Genomic DNA, 23,112 nt, shown 5'->3' with positions numbered 1-23,112 from the left:
CATCACCCCGTTCCGAGTCTGGTGCCCTCCACATCAACAGTAGGCAGGAGTTTGTCGAACCGGCGCGGAAGCCACCAGGCGCGCCGTCCGAGCAGCGCCAGGACGGCCGGAACGATCGCCATCCGTACGACGAACGCGTCGAACAGCACCGCAGCGGCCAGGCTGAAGCCGAGCATCTTGATAAAGGAGTCCTGCTCGGTGATGAACCCGCCGAAGACGGCCATCATGATCAGCGCAGCCGCGACCACGACCCGGGAACTCTGCGCCATCCCGGTCTCGATCGCTTGGTTGGCGTCCTGGCCTTGCAGATATGCCTCTCGCATCCGTGAGACCAGGAACACCTCGTAGTCCATCGCCAGCCCGAAGACGACCCCGATCATGAAGATCGGTACGGCGCTCATGATCGGCCCGGTCACCTCCACCCCCAGAAGATCGGCCGCGAACCCCTTCTGGAAGACGAGCACCACCGCTCCGAGCGCGGCGAGGACCGAGAGCAGGAAGCCCAGGGCCGCCTTGATGGGCACGAGGATCGACCTGAACATCACCAGGAGCAGCAACGCGGCCAGGCTCACCACGGTTGCAAGGTAGGGCACCAAAGCGCGTTGGAGCTTGTCGGACAAGTCGATGTTGATCGCCGTGGTACCGGTCACCTTGAACGTCGCCCCGGTCCCACCGGTGATCTGCGTCCGTGCAGCACGCAGCCGCTGCACCAGGTCCGTGGTGGCGGCATCAGTCGGGCTCGTCGTCGGCACGGCCTCGAAGAGCGCCGTGTCACCCGCCTGGTTGAACTGGGCCGGTGACACCGAGGCGATGCCGCGGGTGGCGGCCAGCTTGGTGGAGATCGAGGCTGCTGCGGCTTTTGGATCGGGTGAGCCCTTGCCGTCGACAACGATCATCAGCGGGCCGTTGAAGCCGGGACCGAACGCCCTGGCCAGTTCGTCGTACGCGCGGCGCTGTGTCGTCGAGGTCGGCTTCGCCTCGTCCCCGAGCATCCCCAGCCGTAGTGCCGTGGCCGGCACGGCGAGGGCACCAAGCAGGACCACACCGGCGGTGAGCACGGCGATGGGGTGCCGGAGTACGAACTGCGCCCACCGCCTGCCGCCCGTACGCTCGGACACCGGCTTCCCCTGGCGCTGAGCCCGGGAAAGCACCTTGGCTGGCACGAACCCGAGGATCGCCGGTACGAGCGTCAGCGCAACGAGGACCGCGATCACCACCGCCGCCGCGGCCGCCAAGCCCATTTTGGTCAGCATGGGCATCCCGACCACCGTGAGGCCGGCGAGCGCGATCACCACGGTCAGACCGGCGAACGCCACCGCCGAACCCGCCGTGCCGACCGCCAGGCCGACGGCCTCGATCGGCGACCGCCCGCGGCTGCGCTCCTCCCGGTACCGGGCGACGACGAAGAGGGCGTAGTCGATCCCCACGGCCAGGCCGAGCATCAGCGCCAGCGTGGTGGTCGTCGTCGAGAGGCCGAACACGTCGCCGAGCGCGAGCAGCGAGAGCAGGCTGACCGCAACCCCGAGCAGAGCTGTCAGCAACGGCAGCCCCGCTGCGACCAAGGACCCGAGGGTAATCACCAGGATGATCGCGGCCAGGGAGATGGCGACAATTTCGGCCACGCCTGCCGGACCACCCGACTCCAGCGCGTCGCCTCCCGCGTCGACCGTGAGTCCAGACCGCCTGGCTGTCTCGACCGCCGCCGTGAGCGCAGCGCGACTATCGGCCGTGACCTCGTTGGCGGGCACCTTGTACATGACACTGGCGTACGCCGCCGACCGATCTGCGCTCACCGCATCGGCCTGGAACGGATCGGCGACGTTCGCCACCTGTCCAGCCGTGCCGAGCTGCCGCACAGCCGAACCGATCGCGGACTTGAACGGCGCCGCGGTGACGTCCCCACCGTTGGGCGCCACGAACACGACCGTCGCCCCACCCGCATCCGCGGTCAGGCCGGGGAACCGCTCCTGCATCAGGTCGAACGTCTGCTGCGACTCCGTCCCCGGCATCGAGAAATCGTCGGCGGGCGCCGAGGGTGCCGTCACGCCGGCGAAGACCGCCCCGGCCAAGATTGCGAACCACACAATGAGAACCGGACCTCGGCGCCTGAAGGCGAATCTGCCCAGCCGAGCGAGAAGCGTTGCCACAAGAAGTCTCCCGAACGAAGGAATCGGACGCACCCACGATCCCGGGACCACCCTGGCCGAGTCGTCCTGCAGGAGACGGCAATCGCCTACTGAGTCCGCACCAGATTCGCGCCGTCGAATACTGCAACTGCAGTACTCGACTCGCTCCGAAGCTTCCCGATCCGCTACATCGTGCTCGCTACCAACTGCGGCATCCGTTAAGCCTCGGTGCCAGCGGTCGAGGTCCTCCGCCCAGCACCTCACCAGTTGACAAGGTTCAGTGAGCCGGAACGGGTCGGGTCCGGACCGTGGCGGCCGTGTCGGCCATCCGCTTGTGCAGCACGTCGAAATCCAGACGCTCCCCGGTCCACACGACCAGCTCGCCGTCGAGCACGCGGTCGACGCCCACCTGGCTGCTGAGCGCCTTGTGGATGTCGGGGAACTTGGCGGTGAAGTCTTTGCCGTTGCGCGACCACAGCCGCACCTGGCCATTGCGGCAGACCGCTCCCGCCCTAAAGCCATCCCATTTCAGCTCGAACCTCGAACCGCCCGGCATGCCCTTGGGCCCAGGCAGCTGCTCGTCTGCCCGGGGCAGCTTCAGCGCTACCGGCCCGAGAAGCTCGGGCGCCAGGTTGCCCACACCATCAGTGTTGCCCCAGGCAAGCGCCTGGCACCACAGCTTGCCGACGCCGGATCAGTTACCGGCTGACCTCAGCCGGGAGACCTCGGGCGGTCCTGGGCAGGCAGAGACGCCACCTCTGCTCGGTGGGGCGGCTCCGGGGCTGCTGGTCTGAACTCCCGGAACCTGGGTGCCCCTGACCTCGCGCGCGATCCGGGACCGGGCACCTGCTCCACCGGCTTCGCGAGCTCCAGCCCTACCGGGCCCAGCGGATCAGGCGCCAGTTTCCTAAGTCAAGGTCAGTGGCACGATGGCCTGTTAACAGTGAGCTCGGTGATGGAGGCTGGGTCGGGGTTAGAGCCAGCCAGCGCGAGTGAGTACGTCTGCCGCGATATCGGTCAACGTCCGTCCGTCTGTGACGACCTCGAAATCGTCGACCGCGGACTGGTCGAGGATCCGGTCGAGCTGTCCGGCCCGGTCAAGGTGCCAGCGCATCTCCGGGTCGGCGCCCGCATGTCGGATCCGAAGACGTCGATGCAACTCGGCGAGGTCCGCACGAAGGCGACACACGCACAGTTCGACGCCTAGTGCTGCGCGATAGCGTGCACGCTCTGCTGTGGTTTCGACCACGCCCGACACGACCAGCCGGCAGGCGCCGGCCGACAGATAGTTCCGAGCGAGTGACTCAAGGTTTCGGACCTCCATCGCGAGGTTGAAAGGGTCGTCGGGTGCGGTTGGCCAAGACTGGCTGAGGGCGTCAAGGTCGATCACGGCATGCGGAATACCCGCTTCGGCCAGGATCGATCCGGCGGCGGCCGCAACCGAAGTCTTGCCCGCTCCGACCGTGCCGGTGATCAACAGGGCAGTCGGGTGCTCATTGCTCTCCAGCCGCATCCGAGAAGGCTACGGCTCTGCCGCTAGACCCGTCCTCCCGCCCGGTGAGCCCGAGGACGGCTCCGGCGTCCATGACCAGGGCACATGCCTCCTGGGGGATGTGCCCTGATCTTGGTCTCGGACGGAGTGCGGGATTCGCAGGGATCAGGGTTTCCGCAGGGGGCGGAAGGCGGCGCGTACTTCGGTGGCGAACAGGTCGGGCTCCTCCCAGGCGGCGAAGTGGCCGCCCTTGTCGACCTCGTTGAAGTAGGCGAGGCCGGGGTAGACCGCCTCGGCCCAGCTGCGTGGGGCCGCCCAGAGTTCGCCGGGGAACGTCGTGAAGCCGACCGGAACCTTGACCGGCGGCGGAGCCTGGCCGGATGCCTGGGCCGCGGCCACGAACCGGCCGAATTCCCAGTACCAGCGGGCGGCCGAGGCGCCGGTGCCTGTGAGCCAGTACAGCGTGATGTTGTCGACGATGCTGTCCCGGGAGAGCCCGCCGGTCGGCTGCTTGTCGACGAACGCGTGGGACATCTTGTAATAGCTGTCGGTGTCGTGGTCGAGCATCCAGGCCGCCAGGCCGATGGGTGAATCCAGCAGCGAGTAGCCGATCGTCTGCGGCCGGGTGGTCTGCTCCAGGAAGTAGGCGAAGCCGTCGGTCATGAAGGTGTTGAGCGCGGCGTGCGCCGCGTGTTCCTCCTCGGTCTCCGCCGGCAGGAGGTCCTTGATACCGATCGCCCCGGCGAGCAGGTTGACGTGGATGCCGGCCAGCCCTTCGACTCCGATCCGGCCCATCGCGTCCGTGACGGCGGCGCCGACGTCGCCGCCCTGGGCGACGTACCGGGTGTAGCCGAGGCGCTTCATCAGTTCGCCCCACGCGCCGGCGATGCGGCCGTTCTCCCAGCCGAGCTCGGTCGGCTCACCGGAGAAGCCGTAGCCGGGCAAGGACGGCATCACCAGGTGGAAGGCGTCCTCGGCCTGTCCGCCGTGCGCGGTCGGGTCGGTGAGCGGGCCGACGACTCCGAGCAGTTCGACGACCGAGCCCGGCCAGCCGTGCGTCATGATCAGCGGCAGGGCGTTCTCGTGCTGCGACCGTACGTGGATGAAGTGGATCTCGACGCCGTCGATCTCGGTCGTGTACTGCGGCAGGGCGTTCAGCTTCGCCTCGAACGCGCGCCAGTCGTGATCGGTCGTCCAGTAGCGCGCCAGCTCCTGCACCGTCGCCAGCTGGACGCCCTGGGAGCGATCGGTGACCAGCTCCCGGGAGGGCCAGCGCGTGGCCGCGATCCGGCGATGCAGGTCGGCGATCGCTTCGTCCGGCGTGTCGAGCCGGAAAGGACGGATTTCGTTCTCGTTGGACATGTTCTCCACCTGCCGGGTAGGTCGACCGGCGCCGGGGCGCCGGCGGAGGGATCGGTTGACCCTCACGCTCGCGCGTCGGCCGCCGCTTCGCGCCCGTCAGACCCCCTGGCCCGTGCCCGTGCCCGTACCAGTGACCGCGCCCGTGCCCGCGCCGGCCCGCGGCGTGCGAGCATTCGAGGCGACCGGCAGCACCTGACCGGACGCCGGGTGAAGTGACAGCAGATCAGGAGACGGCATGCCCGAGCCCATCACGCAGCACGGCATCAAGATCGCCGGCGAGAATCCGATGATCATTCTGTATCGCCCCGGCAGCGACGACATCGTCGTCCTGGTGAGCATGTGGACAGCGCGGTACTCACCCGTCGGCTCGGGTCGCGCACTGCTGATCTGGGCCGATCCGACCGAGTCAGGGCTCGGTTCCGACGCGCCGGTCGGGATGTACACCGACAACCCGGAGCTGGCCGAGTACGTCTGGGAGCACTTCTATCGCGACTACGACACGATCCGTGGACGCGGTATCGAGACCGGCCCGCCGGTTCCGGCCCGGTTCGTCGAGGTCCCCGGGGGCGACCGGTTCCACCGGATCACCTGCGTCGCGGCCACCACCACGATCGAGCTCGAGTGGCGCGACGTACTCGACACCTTCCAGGTGATCACACACCTCACCGGCTTCGAGACCTCGGCCGTCGCCTGCCCGTGCGCCGCGGCCGAGGTGCGCGTGAACGGTGTCGCGGCGCGCGGCGAGATCCACCAGCCGGAGGGATGGTTCGGCAGTTCCGCGGCACTGGCGTTCGCCGAGACCTGGCGCGAGATCTGACCCAACGGCTCTCAGGGTTTTCCTACTGAGTTCTTAGCCTGCTTTGTGGGCGATGCGGGAACGTCGACCGTCTAAGTGGTTGTTGACACCACTAAGGACGAGTCGATGGGAGTTGCTGTGGCAGGTTTGGGGATCGCCGACGCGCCGGGGACCCTCCTGGCGGAGGACAAGGCTGAGTTGCGGTACCCCGCGGACTCAGTGGTGGTGCTGGCCGGGATTCCGGGAGCCGGGAAGAGTACGCTGCTTCGCCGCCTGTTCCCGGAGGGCGACGACCACCAGGGCGTGCGGGTATTCGACTCCGAGCGACTGCGGGCCGGCTGGATGCCGGTGCTCGGCTCCATCCCATACGCGTGGTGGCGGCCGCTGCTGCACCTTTCGTACTACGTGAAGATCCTCAGCGCGATGCGCACGGGCCCGATGATCCTCCACGACTGCGCCACTCGGCCGTGGGTACGGCGACTGATCGGCTGGCGCGCCAAGCGGTCCGGACTGGCGGTGCACCTGGTCCTTCTCGACGTACCCGGTGACGTCGCCCGCTCCGGCCAGTGGGCCCGCGGCCGCGTCGTACGGTCGGGCAGCATGGAGACCCACTGCCGTCGCTGGCCCGATCTGCTGGCCCAAGCCGCCGCCGACCCCAGCCAGGTCGTACCCGGTGCCGCCTCCGCAGTAGTCCTCAGCAGGGGCCAAGCAAGTCGACTGCAGCGAATCGCCTTCGACTAGCCAACTGTTGCCCGTACGGCGAGGCGGGCCAATACTCCAGAGTGTCAGCCGGTGGTGTCGCGGCTACGTGCTGCAGCCGGCCGACGCTTCGAGGGACCCCGCCCAGCAGGTCCCGTGCTCTCCCTCTGGAGGCCCAAGTGAGGATCGAACGCACGTCAGCCCGCCGCCGGATCGCCCAACTGGCAGCCGCCGTCAGTGCGGTCGCGGCTTGCCTGTACGCCGTACCGCCCGCAGCCGCCGTACCGTCGCCGGCCGCACAACTGTCCGCTGCCACTGCCACGGTCGACCAGTCAGGAGTGAAGGGCATCGCCTGGTACGCCGATGCCGCTTCCGGCAAGGTGGTTGTCACAGCAGACAGCTCCGTCTCGGCCAAAGACCTCGCGGCTCTGAAGCACGACGGTGTCCAGGTCAACCGGACGACCGGCGTGTTCCGGCCGCTGCTGTCGGCCGGCGACGCCATCTACGGAGGTCAGTACCGCTGCTCGCTCGGCTTCAACGTCGTGAAGGGTGGTACCTACTACTTCCTCACTGCGGGCCACTGCGGCAAGGTGGCGAAGACCTGGTACACCAACTCCGGTCACACCACCCTGATCGGCCCGACGGTCGGCTACAGCTTCCCTGGCAACGACTACGCGCTCGTGCAGTACAGCAACACGTCGCTCAGCCACCCGGGCGGCTTCACCGCGGCCAACGCGTCCGTCGGTGAGAGGGTGACCCGCAAAGGCTCGACGACAGGCACCCACAGCGGCACGGTCACCGCGCTCAACGTCACCGTCCGGTACTCCGGCGGCGGCCGCGTCAGCGGCATGATCCAGACCAACGTCTGCGCAGAGCCGGGTGACTCCGGTGGTCCGCTGTACGACGGCACGAAGGCCCTCGGCATCACCTCAGGCGGCAGCGGCAACTGCCAGACCGGCGGTACGACGTTCTACCAGCCGGTCACCGAGGCCGCGAGCACCTACGGCGTCACCGTCTACTGACCACCAGCACAGGCCTGGCCGCGAGAGAGCGGCCAGGCCGTCCCACCTGAGCTACTGGCTCTCGTCCGCGTCCAGCGGGCAGGTGTAGTCAGGTGGCTGGTTGGTCGAGGCGGATCTCGGGAGCGGTACGGCGTCGGTTGCGCAGCCAGTGGCCAAGGGTCACCAGCGCGAAGCCGACGGCGTAGATCATCGAGGTGAAGGCGAAGTAGCCCAGGGTGCCGTCGAGAAGCTCGCCCGACTGACTGGCCGGGAACGCGCGCGTCGAGCCGTTGACCCACTCCATCACCAGGTTCGCGGTCTGGAACGTGTACACGTGGCTGAACGCGATGGCGAAGACGAGGTACGCCGCGAGCCGGTTGCGCACCAGCAGGCCGAGCGGCAGGGCGGCGAGAACGGTCAGGATGGCGATCATGGTGGTCCTCCAGGACTCAGGTTGCTGACGAGACCACAGTCCTCGGGGAAGGCGGTCCGAGGCATCGAGGCCATCGCTGGACCTCGCCCCAGTGCTGGCACTGAGTCCCGCCGGCCGCGACTCGGTGGACAATCTGGCCATGAGGCGTGGGCTGATGCTGGGGGCGACGGCGGTCTGCGTCGTGTCCTGGGCCGTCCTCGCGGTGGCTGCCTTCGGTCCAGCCGACGCACGTGACGCCACTGCCGCTGTCGCGGACCTGCTGGTGCTGGTACCACTCGGGCTCGCCTGGCTGATCGCCGTACGCGTGCCAACCAGCCCAGTCGGACCGGCGCTGGCCTGGCTAGCGGCGTTCCTGGTGGGCACGCCGGCCGTCGAGACCTGGGGTCAGACCACGTGGTGGGGCTCCGACGTGGTCGCTGTGATCGGTGCGGGTGCCTGGCCGTGGCAGCTGGTCGGGTTCCTGATCCTGCTGCTGGTGTTTCCGACAGGCCCGCTCCCCGGTCGGCGGTGGACGGCCCTCTGCTGGCTGGTGCCCGGCTCGGCCGCGCTCGTGAACGTCGTGTTCGTCCTGACGATGAACTACCACGACGTACCTCCGGCGCACTCGCCGATCGCCGTACCGGAGCCGCTGTGGATGCCGCTGATGTTTGCAGCCCTGGGCGTCGTGCTCGCGGTGACGGTGGCATGTCTCGCGAGTGTCGTCGTCCGCTACCGGTCCGGCGATGAGCGGACACGGCAACAGTTGCGCTGGCTGATCCTTGCCGCCGGCGCGGTCGTGGTGCTGATGGTGGCGAGCTGGGTCGTGACCTCGCTCGGCTGGATGGGTCAGGGCGCGTACGCCGGCTTCCTGCTGGGCATCGTCGTACTCGTCCCGGCCGCGGTCACCATCGCGATCCTGCGCTACGACCTGTTCGAGATCGACCGCGTCCTCAGCGACTCGGTGGCGTGGGCCCTGACCACCGCTGTAGCCGCTGTGTTGACGGCCGCCCTCGTGATGGGCACCGGCTACCTGGTCGGACGCGACTCGGCGGTCGGACTGAGTGCGTCGGTGTTCCTGGTCGCCCTGGTCGTCCTCCCACTGCACCGGTGGTTCCACAACGCTGTCGGGCGAGTCATCGACCGGGACCGCGTCGTACTGCTGGAACGGATCAGGCGGTTCGTCGACCAGGTGCGTGAGGGCTCCGCCGAGCCGGAAGCCGTCGAGCAAGTACTCCGGGACGCTGTAGGCGATCCTGCTCTGTCCCTGCTGCTGACGAGCGTGGACGATGGCCGGTACGTCGATCTGTCCGGTGTACCGGTGGACGTGCCGCAGGACGCCGTACGCGTGCCGCTCCGGACGACCGACACCGAGATCGGGCTCCTGCTCGTCCGTGACGTGTCGGCCCGGCACCTGCGGCGAGTCCAGCTCGCCGCCTCAGCGGCACGCCTGCCGATCGAGGTCAGCCGGCTGAGGCTTGGGCTGCGCCGGGCACTGCAGGAAGTGGACGACAGCCGCAACCGGATCGTCGCCGCCACTGTGGCCGAACGGCGTCGTCTGGAGCGTGACCTGCACGATGGCGCGCAGCAACAGTTACTGGCGATCGGAATGCAACTGCAGGCCGCACAGCGCCAGCTGCCACCAGGCCATCCAGTGCTCGGTGAGCTCGACCAAGCAGTCGAGCGACTCGAGCTGACTGTCCGCGAGCTCCGCCGGCTCGCCCACGGAGTACGTCCGGCGAGTCTCGACGACGGTCTGGCCGCTGCCCTGCGGAGGCTGGCGCCTGACTGCCCGATCCCCATTCACTTCACCGTGCCCGAGGTGATGCCGCCCGAGATCATCGCCACGACGGCGTACTTCGTCGTCGCCGAGGCGGTCGCCAACGCGCTGAAGCACGCGCAGGCCACCCGGATCGAGGTCATCGTCCGTGAGGCGGATGAGCACCTGCATGTGTCGGTCACCGACGACGGTGTCGGCGGAGCACACGGCCTGGTGACGTAGCTGGACCGCGTCAACTCTGTCGGCGGCCGACTGACCATCTCCAGCCCGCCAGAGTCCGGTACGGCGATCGCGGTGGTGCTGCCATGCGCGTCCTGATCGCCGAGGACTCCGTGCTGTTTCGCGAGGGCCTGGTCCGCCTCCTGACCGAGTCAGGCCACGACGTGGTCGCCACGACGGCCACTGCGGACGGCCTGCCTGAGCGGGTCCAGGAACTCCGGCCCGACATCGCCGTGATCGACGTACGCATGCCACCGACGATGACCGACGACGGGGCGCGGGCCGCACACCTCATCCGCCAGGCCGAACCAGCTCAGCCCATGCTGCTGTTGTCCCAGCATGTCGAGACCAGGCACTCGGTCCATCTGGTGTCGACCGGCGCATTCGGCTACCTGCTGAAGGACCGCGTGCTCCGGGTCGGCGACTTCCTCGACGCCGTCGAGCGCGTGGCGGCCGGCGGCTCCGCGCTCGACCCTGACGTGGTGGCCGCGTTGCTCTCGTCGGGCGACTCCGGGCTCGGAAAGCTGTCCGCAAGGGAACGTGACGTCCTGGGACTGGCCGCTGAGGGTCACTCGAACGCGGCCATCGCCGCACGCCTGGTGATCACCGAGCGAACCGTCGAGACCCACATCCGGTCCGTCTTCCAGAAACTCGACATCCACGAGTCGCCGCTCAGCCACCGCCGCGTCCTCGCGGTCCTCGCCTACCTGCGCTCCGCCTAGCGCCGAGCGTCCACGGTGCCGACGAGAACTGTCGGTGGCAGGTGATTGGCTCGAACTTCTTGATGGGGAGGAGTCCGAGTGAAGGTTCGGGTTGCGCATGAGGTGCTGGCCGACGCGGTCGGGTGGGTGGCCAAGGGGCTGCCGAGCCGGCCGACTGTGCCGATCCTGGCCGGGATGCTGGTCGAGGCCGGGGACGGGCAGGTGACGTTGTCCGGGTTCGACTACGAGAGTTCGGCACAGGTGAGCGTGCCGGCCGAGGTGGCGGACGGAGGGCGGTATCTGGTGTCGGGCCGGTTGCTGGCCGACATCTGCCGCAGCCTGCCGGGCGACTCGGTGGACCTGAGTGGTGAGGCGGCTCGGGTGCGGGTGAGCAGCGGGAGTTCACGCTTCGTGCTGCAGACCTTGCCGCTCGACGAGTATCCGGCGCTGCCCGAGGTGCCCACGGCGACCGGTGTGGTGAGCGGTGAAGTGTTCGCGCGAGCCGTCAGTCAGGTGGTCAGTGCGTCCGGTCGGGACGACACTTTGCCGGTGTTCACCGGAATCAAGGTGGAGATCCGCGGGTCGACCGTTTCCTTGCTGGCCACGGATCGGTACCGGCTCGCGGTCCGGACCTTCGAGTGGGAGCCTATCGATCCCGCTGTCGAGGCGAATGCGCTGGTGCCGGCCCGGATGCTCGCCGACGTGGCCAAGGCGATGGCCGGCGGCGAGCTCACTCTCGCGCTCGGCTCAACCCGCACAGGGGACGGGTTGATCGGGTTCGAGGGAGCCGGCCGGCGGGCGACGAGCCGGCTGATCGACGGCGACTTCCCGAGGGTCCGCAGCCTGATCCCGGCGACGTCCGCGATCACCAGCACTGTGCGGGTCGACACGGCGGTCCTGGTCGAGGCGGTGAAGCGGGTCGGGCTGGTGGCGGAGCGAACGACACCGATCCGGCTGACCTTCGCGGACGGTACGGCGACCTTGGACGCCGGCAGCGGGGACGAGGCGCAGGCGTCCGAGTCGGTGGACGTCGTGCTGACCGGAGATCCGGTGGTGACCGGGTTCAACGCGGGCTACCTGCTGGACGCTCTGGCGTCGATCGGTGCCCCGGTCGCGCACTTCGCGTTCACCCAGCCGACCAAGCCGGCCAACCTCACCGGCCTCCGCTCCCCCGACGACAGTCCGACCGACGAGTCGGCGTACATCCTGATGCCCATGCGCCTGCCAAGCTGATGTCACGGCGCCCGGCTGGGGCCTGAGGCAACCACTTGTCATCCGCAGGTCGCAGGCCGGTCTGTTGCCGCACGCAACCGACCTGGTCCTGAACATCCAGTTCTCCCACTACTTCATCGCCGGTATGGTGCTCTACCTGATCCACGCGCACATCGGCTTCATCGTCTTCGAGCGCCTCGGCGACCAGGTGAACCACGTCCTCCTGGTCGCCGCCACGATGATCGCGATGGTCGCCGCGGCCGCCGCGCTGCACCGCTGGGTCGAGCGACCACTCGCCCCACTCCTCAAGCAGGTCCTGTCCGGTAAGCGTCAGCTCGCCCCGACGAAGTGAGCGGTCAGGACCGCAGCCAGTGTCTCGGGCGGGAGCGTGTGGAACGTCCCGTCATGCCCCTCCACCTTTCCGTGCGGCAGCGCGGCCGCGGTCTCTCTCACGGCCCGCTGCATCCACTCCGGACTGGCGTTGCTGTACAGCGCCAACACCGGAGCCGAGACAGACGACAGCAACTCCACGGGTACGGCGCTGTCCCGCATCTGCAGGCCGTCGTACACGAGGGTGGGAGCCATCGCCTCCAGTCCGGCCCACATCGGCGTCTCCCGGATCTGGTCGACCATCTCCTTGGGCTGCCCGACCGCCTCCACCATGAACAACTCGGCCGCACCGCCCGGGTTGCCGGCGTCGACGTACTCCTGCAGCCGCTCGAGGTAGCGCTCCGGCGCCGGCGGCGAGCCCTCGACCCGGAACGGCGGCTCCATGATCGCCAGCTTCTCGAGCGGCAGCCCGGCCTGCAGCAGCACCATCACCCCGGACGAGAACGCACAGGCGAACCGCGCACCGGTCGCCGAACGCACCGCGTCCAGGTCCTCCCACTCACGCTCGACCGCGTACAGCGTGGTGTCGCCGGAGTCGCCGCGGCCGCGCCGGTCGTAGTTGACCACGGTGAACGTGGCGGACAACGCCTCGGCGTACGACGCGTAGAACGACCGATCGGTGAATGCCCCGGCGATCAGCACCAGCCCCGGCCCGCTGCCGTAGGTGTCGTACGCGATCTCGGTGCCGTCCTTCGAGACAACCTTCTCCATCACGAGCTCCTTTACTCGACGGGTTCCCTGCCCAACCGTCGAACAGGAGGAGCGTAGATAGACCACTTGCAGATGTGATCCACGTCACACGACACGACCAGGGCGCACGAAACCTACCCGCACCCGGCGCCGGTCACTACAGTTGGATTATGTATACAGACGACTGGTATGCGGTCCACAGCAGAGCCGGGTTCTGATGCTGCTCCGCCAGCTGGAGTACCTCGTCGCCCTGGCCCGGGAGAAGCACTTCGCCCGGGCCGCCGACGCGTGCTACGTGTCCCAGCCGTCGCTGTCCGCCGCGATCCGCAAGCTCGAGCAGGAGCTGGACGTACCGATCGTCCGTCGCGGCCGCCGGTTCGAGGGGCTCACCCCCGAGGGCGAGCGGGTGCTGCTCTGGGCCCAGCGGATCCTGGCCGAGCAGGATGCGCTGCGGCACGAGCTGTCGGTGATGCGCGGCGGTCTGACCGGCACGCTCCGGCTCGGCGCGATCCCGACCGCGATGCCCGTCGTCTCACTGCTCACCACCCCGTTCTGCGAACGGCACACGAGCGCGAAGGTGACGATCGAGTCGCTGTCGTCGCGCGACATCACCCAGAAGCTCGCCGAGTTCGATCTGGACGTCGCGATGACCTACCTCGACGACGACACCCTCGGCCAGGTCCGCAAGACCCCGCTCTACGAGGAGCGCTATCTGCTGCTCACCCCGCAACACAGCGAGCTCGCCGAGTTGCCGGTGGCAACGTGGGCGCAGGTCGCCGAGCTGCCGCTCTGCCTCCTCTCCCCCGATATGCGCAACCGCCGGATCATGAACGGCTACTTCACCGACGACGGCGTCACCGCCTCACCGGCGATCGAGAGCGACACGGTCTCCGGCCTCTACAGCCACCTGCACGGCAACCACTGGTCGACGGTGATCTCGCATGCTTGGCTGCACATGTTCGGAGTGCCCGAGGGGATGCGCGTCGTACCGCTGAAGAGTCCGGCCCACGGCCCGCGGGTCGGCCTGGTGATCGCGGCGCGCAGCCCCGAACCGGTGCTCGCTCGCGCCCTGCTCGACGTGGCCCGGCAGGCCGGCGTCCACAACGCGCTGGACGCACTGCTCGACGTCCACTTGATGGGTTCGGGCTATCTCGACATAGCGAGCAAGTCTTTGACCGTCGGACCGTGACGCCGCGACTGTGGAAGTCCCTTCACTTCAAGGAGATTCCACACCATGGCCAAGATCCTGTGCGTCCTGTACGACGACCCCACCGACGGCTACCCGACGTCGTACGCGCGGGACGCGTCGACCGCGACGCCATCGACCGGGCGCACATCTCCGGGTCGTCGCTGTCCGCTCAGGCCCGGTACGCGGCCGGCACCCGGGAGATCCTGGAGTCGTGGTTCGCGGGCACGCCGATCCGCGACGAGTACCTGATCGTCGACGGCGGGCGGCTGGCAGGCGCCGGCGCCCATTCGTACTCAACCTAGACACCCGTGTAACCGGGATCACGCCCGGGGTAACCGGGATCACGTGAGACAAGGGCATAACCGGTGAGTACAGCTGGTTGAATGTATACAGAAGCCAGTATTTCCCGGATCGACCGATCTGGGAACGGAGAGTCTCCGGACGGTTCCGGAGCGGAAAGGCAATGATGATCTTCACCCGTAGGTTCGGTGCTCTGGCGGCTCGCCCGCAGTTCCCGGATGCCCCGGAGCTGCAGCAGGAACTCGCCATCGACCTGGACGTCGAGCTGGCCAGGCTCACCGACGATGCCCAGCTGACCGACAACAAGGATCGCCGGGCCGACGAGACTGCCGCCTGACCGACCATCTCCGGTCATGGGGCCTCCCGGCCTGGACTGAGGAGCGCAGGGAGCCCGGTCATGGGGCCTCCCGGCCTGGACTGAGGAGCGCAGGGAGCGAAGCGACTGGAGCGACGAGGGAAGGCCAGGAGCCAAGGCCCCATGACCACGCCGGCGCCGAAGGCCCGGCCAAGAGCACAGCACTTGGTAGACTGTCTACCAAGTGCCACTTGATCTCTTCAGCGCTTGTTCTGGGAAGGACCTCATGACGACCATCAGCGCGGGTACCACCGACCCCGTCTCCCCTGGCGTCCGGCACGTCAAGCGGCCGACGCCACTGCGGGAATCCGTCTACGAGGCCCTGACCGAGATGATCATCGACGGCACCCTCGAGCGCGGCCGGCACCTGGTCGAGGTCGAGCTGGCCGGCATGCTGGGCGTGTCCCGGCAGCCGGTCCGCGAGGCCCTCCAGCGGCTCAACAACGAGGGCTGGGTGGATCTCCGGCCGGGCTTCGGCGCGATGGTGCACGTGCCCGCCGAGGACGAGGTCGACCAGTTGCTGGCGGCCCGTGCGGCACTTGAATCGGAGTCCGCGCGGCTCGCGGCCCGGCACGCGACCAAGGAAGACGTGGCCCGGCTCAAAGAGCTGTGCAAGGTCGGTACGACGTACCACGAGGCCGGAGACATCGACGGCGCGGTCCGCACGAACGGCGAGCTGCACAGCCTGATCACGCAGATGTCCGGCAACAGGTTCCTGGTTGACTTCGCCGCCCAGGTGGATCGCCGGGTCCGCTGGTACTACACGCCGGTCGCGCCGGTCCGTGGTGCCGCCTCCTGGCGGGAGCACAATCGGCTGGTCAAGGCGATCGAGGTGGGCGACGAGGACAAGGCCGCGCAGACCATGCGCGAGCACACCGAGCACACCCGCAAGGCCTACCACGACCTCCAGGCCGGCACCACGCCGGAGCCGGCCGCCGACGCTGAACCGGCCCCGCGCACCCGTCGCCGCCGTACGACGAACTGACACCAAGCGGTCGCCCGCAACCAGAAGGCTGCGGGCGACCGGCAGGGAATCAGGCAACACGTTTCTTGCGGCCGCGGCCGGTGGCGGCCTTGCGGGCCTCCAGGGCGGCGGCGAGGTGGACGTACTGCTGGACCGTCCGTTGTGCGTACTCGTTGCGATCCAGGATGCGCGGCCACCAGTGGCGGCCGACCTGCTCGTGCATCCAGAGGAAGCCGATCGCGAATCCCATGCTGACCAGCGCACGGAAGGCGAGGAACTTCCACGGCTCGGCCGGCAGCCCCAGGCTCCCGGTGACGGCCCACTCGGTCGCCACCGCGTGCACCAGGAGTGCCAGCGGGAAGCCGATCACCCAGTAGACCGCGGCCGGTGCGAACACCCCGGCCGGGATCTTGCCCAGTGCCAGCAGGATCGCGTACCCGGCGCCGAACAGCACCAGTGGTACGCCGAGCGCCAGACCGCTGACGATCGCCCAGCCGGCCGGCTGACCGACCGCCGCACCCAGGGCACCGGCGACCAGGCCGCCGGCCACCCCGACCGAGGCGGCCGGGACCGAGAACTCCGCGAGCTGCTTCAGATCGGTCATGTCAACCCACGACCACACCGAAGCGAACCAGGCTGTAGAACAGCAGGCCGAGGTAGAACACCGCACCGAACCCGATGATCGCGTTGCGCACCGGCCCGGGCCTGATCGGCTTGGGCAGGAGCTTGTTGTTCACCAGGAGCAACACGACGCAGTACGCGCCCATCGCGAACGTGGACAGGAAGGCGAGGATGTCCAGGATGCCGGCCGGACCGTCAGCCGGCCCGAACAGCAGGATCAGGATGCCGAAGGTGATCACACCCCAGAGGAATCCGGCGTACAGCCTCGACATCGAGAACCGCTTGGCTCCCGGCACGAAGTAGTACGTCATGTCCGCCTGACCGCGGGAGAACGAGTCGAACAGACCGAGGGTCGCGTTCAGCCCGATCAGTGCGATGAAGCCGAAGAACAGCGAGCCGAGGATCGGACCGCCGGCCGAGGCGAAGGCATCCGACATGGCGCTCAGCGCGGCCTCCCGGTCACCACCCTCGATCAGCCCGGCCACGTCCGGGTTCGTCCGGGCCGCCGACATGGCCAGCACCGTGAACGAGACCGTGACCAGCATGGTGATACCCCAGAAGAGCAGCAGCGCGTCGAACGTCACCCACTTGCGCCAGCCCTTCCACTTCGCCATCTCGGCCGGGTCGTCGGTGTCGAACATGAAGCCCCGCGACGGCATCGACTCGGCCTCGTTGGCCGCCCGGAGACCGCGGACCTTCGGGATGTGCGCACCCATGCCGGCTCCGCTGTCGCGCAACTGCAGGGTGTACCACATCTGCTGCATCCCGGACGGCCCGGCGAACGCGATCGAGCCGACCACGATCGGGAACCAGGCCTCGGACAGTGCCTTGTCCGGGAAGTACCCGAACGCGAACATGCCCGACAGGGTGTTGGCCAGGTCGTCCCAGCTGCCCACGATCGCGGCGATCACCGACGTACCGACGACCAGCAGGCCGATCAGCAGGCCGAGGAGTTTCTCGAGGAAGTTGTAGATCACCGAGAGCATGCTGAACAGCACACCCACGAAGATCAGCGCGACACAGGCAGACACCTGCCACGGTATGCCGCTGACCTCCTCGAACGCGGCGGCCCCGGCCGACAGGTGGCCGGGCCACATATAGATCAGGATCGCCGCGACGTAGAAGAACCACATCAGCGGTTTGAAGATCCGGGCCGCACCGAAGAAGATGCTCTCTCCGGTCGCCATCGCATACCGGGCCATCTCCAGCAGCACGAACGCCTGCAGGGTGACACCGACCATGAACAGCCAGCGGATGTCCGGCCCGAACACCAGGACGAGCCGGGGCCACATGTAGGACTCACCCATACCGACGCCCAGCGCGACCAGGAAGACGGTCGGACCGAGGATGTGGATCGAGGGCGGTGCGTCCGGAAGCTTCCGGATCGGCATCGGTTCGAGCCGGCCCGCGCGCCAGACCCGCTCGGTCACTGCCGCGGCGGTGGGCTCTTCGGGTACTTCTGAGGTCTTGCTTGTGACGTCCAAGGCGGACTCCTTAGATCGACGCCAGCTGACTTAACGCTCCCCCGTGCACTCCCCCCTGACCAACAGCATCACCGGCTTCCTCCGAACAGATGGGCGGACTTCATGAACCGAGCGGCCCGGCGTTCCGGGCCCAGCGGTACTTGGCACCGAGCACCTGGACCGGCGTCTCGGTGGTGTACGGGTACGCGACCACACCGTGGTCGAACAGGTACTGACTGGCTTCCTCGACCTCGACGTCACCGGACAGCGAGGCGACCACCGGCTTGTCGATGCCCTTGGCCCGGTACTCCTCGACCACCTCGGCGACCAGCTTCGCGAACACCATCGGCGGTGTCACGATCGTGTGCCAGTAGCCCAGGATCAAGGCGTGGATCCGGTCGTCGGACAGGCCGAGCGCGATGGTGTTGCGGTACGTCGACGGCGGCTCGCCACCGGTGATGTCGACCGGGTTGCCGGAGGCACCGAACGGCGGGATGAACTTCTTGAACGCCTCGTCCAGGTCGGCCGGCATCGACATCAGCTGCAGGCCGTTGTCCACACACGCGTCCGACAGCAGCACGCCGGAACCGCCGGCGCCGGTGATGATGACGACGTTCTCGCCCTTCGGCGTCGGCAGCAGCGGGATGCCGCGGGCGTACTGGAGCATCTCGTTCAGCCCCGGTGCCCGGACCACACCGCTCTGCCGGAGGATGTCGTCGTACACCTTGTCGTTGCCGGCCAGGGCGCCGGTGTGCGAGCTGGCCGCCCGCGCACCCATGTCGGTACGGCCGGCCTTCAGGACGACGACCGGCTTCTTCTTCGACACCCGGGACGCCGTCTCGGCGAACGCCCGGCCGTCCTTCAAGTCCTCCAGGTGCATGGCGATCAGGTTGGTGTTGTCGTCGCTCTCGAAGAACGTCAGGAGGTCATCCTCGTCGATGTCAGCCTTGTTGCCTACCCCAACGATCGCGGAGACGCCCATCCGGCTGGACCGGCTGAAGCCGAGGATCGCCATCCCGATGCCTCCGCTCTGTGACGACAGCGCGACACTGCCGCGGACGTCGTACGGCGTGCAGAACGTCGCGCACAGGCTCTCCGGCAGGTAGTAGTAGCCGTAGATGTTCGGCCCGAGAATCCTCACGTTGTGTTTCTTCGCGATCGCGACGACCTCGTCCTGCAGTTCCTGCTCACCGGTCTCGGCGAACCCGGACGGGATCAGGATCGCCCCGGCCACGCCCTTCTCACCGCACTGCTCGAGCGCACCGCCGACGAACTTGGCCGGCACGGCGAACACCGCGACGTCCACGTCACCCGGTACCTCGGTGATACTCGGGAACGCCTTCAGCCCGAGGACCTCACCGCCCTTGGGGTTGATCGGGTAGATGTCACCCTGGTAACCGCCGTTGACCAGGTTCTTCATCACCGAGTTGCCGATCTTGCCGGTCTCGTTCGAGGCCCCGATCACCGCGACCGCGCGCGGTTTCATGATCCGGGTCATCGCGGTCAGGATCTCTTCCTGGCTGTACCGGTCGACCGGCTTGCCGGCCTCGGCGTCGACGATGATCCGGAAGTCCACCGCGGTGGCGCCGTCCGGCCCGGCCAGCACCGGGTTCAGGTCGACCTCGGCGAACTGCGGGAAGTCGGTGACCAGGTCGGACAGCCGCATGACCAGGTCGGCCACGGCGTCCTTGTCCACCGGCTTGGCACCACGGACGCCGTTCAGCATCTCGCGCGCGCCGATCCCGTCGATCATCGAGCGGGCCTCGTCGGCCGCCAGCGGAGCGAGCCGGAAGGTGACGTCCTTGAGCACCTCGACCAGGACGCCACCCAGCCCGAACGCGACCACCTTGCCGAACGTCTGGTCGGTGACCGCGCCGACGATGACCTCCTGCACGTCACCGCCGGTGACCAGCATCTTCTGCACCTGGACGCCGGTGATGTCCGCGTCAGCTTTGTACGCCGTGGCGTTGGCGACGACCTGCTCGAACGCCTGCACCGCCGCCTCGGCGGAGTCGACACCGACGACCACGCCGCCGGCGTCGGTCTTGTGCAGGATGTCCGGCGAGACGATCTTCAGCACGACGGGGAAGCCGATCTCGGCCGCGAGACCGGCCGCTCCCTCGGCAGTCGTGGCCAGCCCCTCACCCGGCGTCGGGATGCCGTACGCGTCCGCGACCTGCTTGGCCTCGGGTGCGCTCAGTGAGGTGCGGCCGTCCGCCAGAGCCTGGTCGAGGATGGTCTGGACTGCTGCCTTGTCATAGGTCATGCCATGAGCTCCGTTTCAGGTGTGGAGGATGGTGTCAGACGACACCGGCGGCCTTGAGTTCCTCGAGTTCGGCCGTGTCGATGCCGAGCGAGCCGTAGATGACGGAGTTGTGCTCGCCGAGACCGGGTGAGGTCTCGACCTGGACCGGGGAGTCGGACAGCTTGATCGGGCAGCCGACGGTCTTGAAGCTGCCGCGCTGCGGGTGCTTCACCTCGACCACGGCGCCGAGCTCGGCCAGCGTCTCGTCCTCGATCAGCTCACGCGTGGACATGATCGGCCCGCAGGGCACGTTCAGCGCGTTGAGTTTGTCCATCACCTCGAACTTGGTGTGCTGCTCGGTCCACTGCTCGATCAGCGCGAACATCTTGTCCAGCTTGTCGAGCCGGGCGGCCGGCGTGGACCAGTCCGGGTCGTCGGCCAGCTCGGGCTTGCCGATCAGGTTCGCGATCGGGGCCCAGCCGGGCGGCTGGACGATCACGTAGATGTAGTCGTTCGGACCGCCCGGTGCGCAGCGCAGCGCCCAGCCGGGCTGGCCGCCGCCGGAGGCGTTCCCGGACCGCGGCACCTCGTCGCCGAAGTGCTCGTTCGGGTACTCGGGCAGCGGGCCGTGGGTGAGGCGCTGCTGGTCGCGCAGCTTGACCCGGCTCAGGTTGAGGACGGCCTCCTGCATCGCCACCGTGACCCGCTGGCCCTTGCCGGTGTTGGTCCGCTGGTAGAGCGCGGCCAGGATGCCGGCGACCAGGTGGATCCCGGTGCCGGAGTCACCGATCTGGGCGCCGGTGGCGGTCGGCGGACCGTCCTCGAATCCCGTCGTACTCATCGCGCCGCCCATCGCCTGGGCGACCACCTCGTAGGCCTTGAAGTCCTCGTACCGGCCGGGGCCGAAGCCCTTGATCGAGGCAAAGATCAGCTTCGGGTTGATCAGCTGCAGCCGATCCCAGGTGAAACCCATCCGGTCGATCGCACCGGGGGCGAAGTTCTCCACCAGGATGTCGGCGTCCTTGACCAGGTCGGTGAAGATCTCCTTGCCCCGGTCGGACTTCATGTTCAGGGTGATGCTGCGCTTGTTGCAGTTCAGCATGGTGAAGTAGAGGCTGTCGACGTCCGGTACGTCGCGCAGCTGCTGGCGGGTGATGTCACCGGCGGGCGCTTCGAGCTTCACCACGTCGGCGCCGAGCCAGGCGAGGATCTGGGTGCAGGACGGTCCGGACTGCACGTGGGTCATGTCGAGAACGCGGACACCTTCGAGGGCCTTGGTCATGCGGGTCCTCCAGCTACTTGTACATGGTCTGGTTCATGGTTCCGGGGGCGTACGCGTCCGGGTCGACCCAGACGTTGATCAGCGACGGCAGCCCGGACTCGCGGGCGCGCTGCATGGCCGGCCCGATGTCCTTGGGGTCGCGGACCTCTTCGCCGTACCCACCGAGCATCTTGGCGAACTCGTCGTACTTGACGTCACCGAGCGTGTTGCCGACGCGGCCGCGGGCCTGGCCGTACTTGACCTCCTGGCCGTAGCGGATCTGGTTCATCGAGGAGTTGTTGCCGACCACTCCGACGAACGGGAGGTTGAAGCGGACCAGCGTCTCGAAGTCCCAGCCGGTGAGCGAGAAGGCGCCGTCACCGAACAGCGCGACCACTTCCTTGTCCGGCCGGGCGTACTTGGCCGCCATCACGAACGGGATCCCGACGCCGATGGTGCCGAGCGGGCCCGGGTCCATCCAGTGGCCGGGCGACTTCGGCTGGACCACACCGCCGGAGAAGGTGACGATGTCGCCGCCGTCGCCGATGTAGATCGAGTCCTCGGTGAGGAACTCGTTGATCTCGTGCGCCAGCCGCAGCGGGTGGATCGGGTTCGCGTCGGACAGCTGCTTCGGCAGCCGCTTCTGGTACGCCGCGTCCTCCTCGGCGCGCAGCTCGGCGAACCAGGCCTTCCGGTCACCCGCCTTCTGGACCCGGCCCGACGAGGCCTGGGTGACCGCGGCCAGGATCGCGCCCGGGTCGCCGACCAGGCCGAGGTCGACGTCGCGGTTCTTGCCGACGGTGCGGTAGTCCATGTCGATCTGGACCACGGTCGCGCCCTGCGGCAGCCGGCGGCCGTAGCCCATCCGGAAGTCGAACGGGGTGCCGACGATCAGGATCAGGTCGGCGTTGTTGAACCCGTACCGCCGGGACAGGTGGAAGTGGTGCGGGTCGCCGGGCGGCAGGGTGCCACGGGCCGAGCCGTTCATGTAGGCCGGCACATTCAGCTTGCGGACGAAGTCGATCGCCGCGTCGCTGCCGCGCGAGGTCCACACCTGCGTGCCGAGCAGGACGACGGGCTTCTCGGCCCGGGCCAGCAGATCGGCCAGCGCCTCGACATTGGCCGGGTCGCCGATGCTCTTGGTGGACGCGCGGTAGCGACCCGGCTCGGGGACCGTGGCCTGCTCGACCGGGACCGAGTTGTCCAGGATGTCGCGCGGGATCTCCAGGAAGGACGGGCCGGGGGCGCCGTTGTAGCACTCGCGGAAGGCCATCGACACCATGTCGGCGACCCGGGCGGTGTGCGGCACGGTCGCGGCGAACTTGGTGATCGGCGTCATCATGTCGACGTGCGGCAGGTCCTGCAGGGACCCCATCTTGTGCTGGTTCAGCGCGCCCTGGCCGCCGATCAGCAACATCGGGCTCTCGGCCCGGAACGCGTTCGCGACCCCGGTGACGGCATCCGTCGTACCAGGGCCGGCGGTGACGACGGCACAACCGGGCTTGCCGGTCATCCGGGCGTAGCCGTCGGCCGCGTGCGCGGCGACCTGCTCGTGCCGGACGTCGACCACCGCGATGCCTTCGTCCACACAGCCGTCGTAGATGTCGATGATGTGACCGCCACAGAGGGTGAAGATCACGTCGATCCCCTCAGCCTTCAGAGCCTTGGCGACCAGGTGACCACCTGAGATCGTCGCCGGCTGTGAACCCTCGGACTCCTTCACCTCTGCGACTGGTTGGGTCTCCGACACTGTCTGCGCCATCTGCAGTCATCTCCTCGGAAGGGCTGGGGTGCGCCCCTGTCGTGTCAACACAGAATGTAGATTGCATACCGTATG

General features: G+C 68.1%; 22 protein-coding genes. 11 read left to right on the top strand and 11 right to left on the bottom strand.

Translation table 11 applies throughout. The features are described 5' to 3' along the window. Positions 1-2: 2 nt before the first annotated feature. The 4 genes from ACGFIF_RS38075 to ACGFIF_RS38060 all read right to left on the bottom strand — a co-directional run bounded on the left by ACGFIF_RS38075 (position 3) and on the right by ACGFIF_RS38060 (position 4,980). Entirely contained in the window at positions 3-2,084 is a 2,082-nt protein-coding gene (locus ACGFIF_RS38075; RefSeq protein ID WP_393161533.1) for an MMPL family transporter, read from the bottom strand. 319 nt (positions 2,085-2,403) lie between these two features. After that, complete coding sequence (locus ACGFIF_RS38070; protein ID WP_393161531.1) at positions 2,404-2,766, bottom strand: hypothetical protein; 363 nt, start codon at positions 2,764-2,766, stop codon at positions 2,404-2,406. A gap of 333 nt (positions 2,767-3,099) precedes the next feature. Further along, entirely contained in the window at positions 3,100-3,639 is a 540-nt protein-coding gene (locus ACGFIF_RS38065; protein WP_393161529.1) for a hypothetical protein, read from the bottom strand. A 144-nt stretch (positions 3,640-3,783) separates the two neighbouring features. Next, positions 3,784-4,980: an epoxide hydrolase family protein gene (locus ACGFIF_RS38060; RefSeq protein WP_393161527.1), complete on the bottom strand. Its 1,197-nt coding sequence runs from the start codon at positions 4,978-4,980 to the stop codon at positions 3,784-3,786. A gap of 235 nt (positions 4,981-5,215) precedes the next feature. Between ACGFIF_RS38060 and ACGFIF_RS38055 the strand changes: the two genes are divergently transcribed. The 3 genes from ACGFIF_RS38055 (at position 5,216) to ACGFIF_RS38045 (ending at position 7,497) form a co-directional block, all read left to right on the top strand. Next, positions 5,216-5,797, top strand: a complete 582-nt coding sequence (locus tag ACGFIF_RS38055) for a hypothetical protein (RefSeq protein WP_393161525.1) — start codon at positions 5,216-5,218, stop codon at positions 5,795-5,797. A gap of 105 nt (positions 5,798-5,902) precedes the next feature. Continuing rightward, positions 5,903-6,517: an AAA family ATPase gene (locus ACGFIF_RS38050; RefSeq protein ID WP_393161523.1), complete on the top strand. Its 615-nt coding sequence runs from the start codon at positions 5,903-5,905 to the stop codon at positions 6,515-6,517. A gap of 137 nt (positions 6,518-6,654) precedes the next feature. Continuing rightward, positions 6,655-7,497: a S1 family peptidase gene (locus tag ACGFIF_RS38045; protein WP_393161521.1), complete on the top strand. Its 843-nt coding sequence runs from the start codon at positions 6,655-6,657 to the stop codon at positions 7,495-7,497. An 88-nt stretch (positions 7,498-7,585) separates the two neighbouring features. On the opposite strand, the gene ACGFIF_RS38040 is transcribed toward ACGFIF_RS38045, so the two are convergent. Beyond that, positions 7,586-7,909 (bottom strand): hypothetical protein, encoded by a 324-nt coding sequence (locus tag ACGFIF_RS38040; protein WP_393161519.1) that lies wholly within the window; start codon positions 7,907-7,909, stop codon positions 7,586-7,588. A gap of 139 nt (positions 7,910-8,048) precedes the next feature. On the opposite strand from ACGFIF_RS38040, the gene ACGFIF_RS38035 reads away from it, so the two are divergent. From ACGFIF_RS38035 to ACGFIF_RS38020, 4 genes are all read left to right on the top strand, one after another. Beyond that, entirely contained in the window at positions 8,049-9,887 is a 1,839-nt protein-coding gene (locus ACGFIF_RS38035) for a histidine kinase (RefSeq protein ID WP_393161517.1), read from the top strand. Positions 9,888-9,970: 83 nt separating this feature from the next. After that, positions 9,971-10,606: a response regulator transcription factor gene (locus tag ACGFIF_RS38030; protein WP_393161515.1), complete on the top strand. Its 636-nt coding sequence runs from the start codon at positions 9,971-9,973 to the stop codon at positions 10,604-10,606. Positions 10,607-10,684: 78 nt separating this feature from the next. Further along, the gene (gene dnaN, locus ACGFIF_RS38025; protein WP_393161513.1) at positions 10,685-11,818 is read left to right on the top strand and encodes a DNA polymerase III subunit beta; all 1,134 of its coding nucleotides are present in this window, start codon (positions 10,685-10,687) and stop codon (positions 11,816-11,818) included. 64 nt (positions 11,819-11,882) lie between these two features. Then, positions 11,883-12,149, top strand: a complete 267-nt coding sequence (locus ACGFIF_RS38020; RefSeq protein WP_393161511.1) for a hypothetical protein — start codon at positions 11,883-11,885, stop codon at positions 12,147-12,149. On the opposite strand, the gene ACGFIF_RS38015 is transcribed toward ACGFIF_RS38020, so the two are convergent. Continuing rightward, on the bottom strand, positions 12,128-12,898 hold the full coding sequence (locus tag ACGFIF_RS38015) for an alpha/beta fold hydrolase (RefSeq protein ID WP_393161509.1): 771 nt from the start codon (positions 12,896-12,898) through the stop codon (positions 12,128-12,130). The two genes, ACGFIF_RS38020 and ACGFIF_RS38015, sit on opposite strands and share 22 nt — an antisense overlap. Positions 12,899-13,094: 196 nt before the next feature. Here ACGFIF_RS38015 and ACGFIF_RS38010 point away from each other — a divergent pair, with 196 nt between their 5' ends. The 4 genes from ACGFIF_RS38010 (at position 13,095) to ACGFIF_RS37995 (ending at position 15,706) form a co-directional block, all read left to right on the top strand. Then, positions 13,095-14,066: a LysR substrate-binding domain-containing protein gene (locus ACGFIF_RS38010; RefSeq protein WP_393161507.1), complete on the top strand. Its 972-nt coding sequence runs from the start codon at positions 13,095-13,097 to the stop codon at positions 14,064-14,066. 59 nt (positions 14,067-14,125) lie between these two features. Continuing rightward, positions 14,126-14,368, top strand: coding sequence for a hypothetical protein (locus ACGFIF_RS38005; protein WP_393161505.1), 243 nt, complete (start codon positions 14,126-14,128; stop codon positions 14,366-14,368). 161 nt (positions 14,369-14,529) lie between these two features. Next, the gene (locus ACGFIF_RS38000) at positions 14,530-14,703 is read left to right on the top strand and encodes a hypothetical protein (protein WP_393161503.1); all 174 of its coding nucleotides are present in this window, start codon (positions 14,530-14,532) and stop codon (positions 14,701-14,703) included. A 244-nt stretch (positions 14,704-14,947) separates the two neighbouring features. Then, on the top strand, positions 14,948-15,706 hold the full coding sequence (locus tag ACGFIF_RS37995; protein ID WP_393161501.1) for a GntR family transcriptional regulator: 759 nt from the start codon (positions 14,948-14,950) through the stop codon (positions 15,704-15,706). 49 nt (positions 15,707-15,755) lie between these two features. On the opposite strand, the gene ACGFIF_RS37990 is transcribed toward ACGFIF_RS37995, so the two are convergent. The 5 genes from ACGFIF_RS37990 to ACGFIF_RS37970 form a co-directional block, all read right to left on the bottom strand. Further along, positions 15,756-16,289 carry a hypothetical protein gene (locus ACGFIF_RS37990; RefSeq protein ID WP_393161499.1) on the bottom strand — a complete coding sequence of 178 codons (534 nt, stop codon included), beginning with the start codon at positions 16,287-16,289 and terminating at the stop codon, positions 15,756-15,758. A gap of 1 nt (position 16,290) precedes the next feature. Next, positions 16,291-17,790 (bottom strand): Nramp family divalent metal transporter, encoded by a 1,500-nt coding sequence (locus ACGFIF_RS37985; protein WP_393161497.1) that lies wholly within the window; start codon positions 17,788-17,790, stop codon positions 16,291-16,293. Between the two features lie 100 nt (positions 17,791-17,890). Next, on the bottom strand, positions 17,891-20,035 hold the full coding sequence (locus tag ACGFIF_RS37980; protein WP_393161495.1) for an acetate--CoA ligase family protein: 2,145 nt from the start codon (positions 20,033-20,035) through the stop codon (positions 17,891-17,893). Between the two features lie 34 nt (positions 20,036-20,069). Further along, positions 20,070-21,296, bottom strand: coding sequence for a formyl-CoA transferase (gene frc, locus ACGFIF_RS37975; protein ID WP_393161493.1), 1,227 nt, complete (start codon positions 21,294-21,296; stop codon positions 20,070-20,072). A 13-nt stretch (positions 21,297-21,309) separates the two neighbouring features. Beyond that, positions 21,310-23,037: a thiamine pyrophosphate-binding protein gene (locus ACGFIF_RS37970; protein ID WP_393161491.1), complete on the bottom strand. Its 1,728-nt coding sequence runs from the start codon at positions 23,035-23,037 to the stop codon at positions 21,310-21,312. Positions 23,038-23,112 lie beyond the last annotated feature (75 nt).

Origin of the sequence: Kribbella sp. NPDC049174, assembly GCF_043197365.1 — a bacterium.
Classification (GTDB): domain Bacteria; phylum Actinomycetota; class Actinomycetes; order Propionibacteriales; family Kribbellaceae; genus Kribbella.
This window is presented reverse-complemented; position numbering and strand designations above follow the sequence as displayed.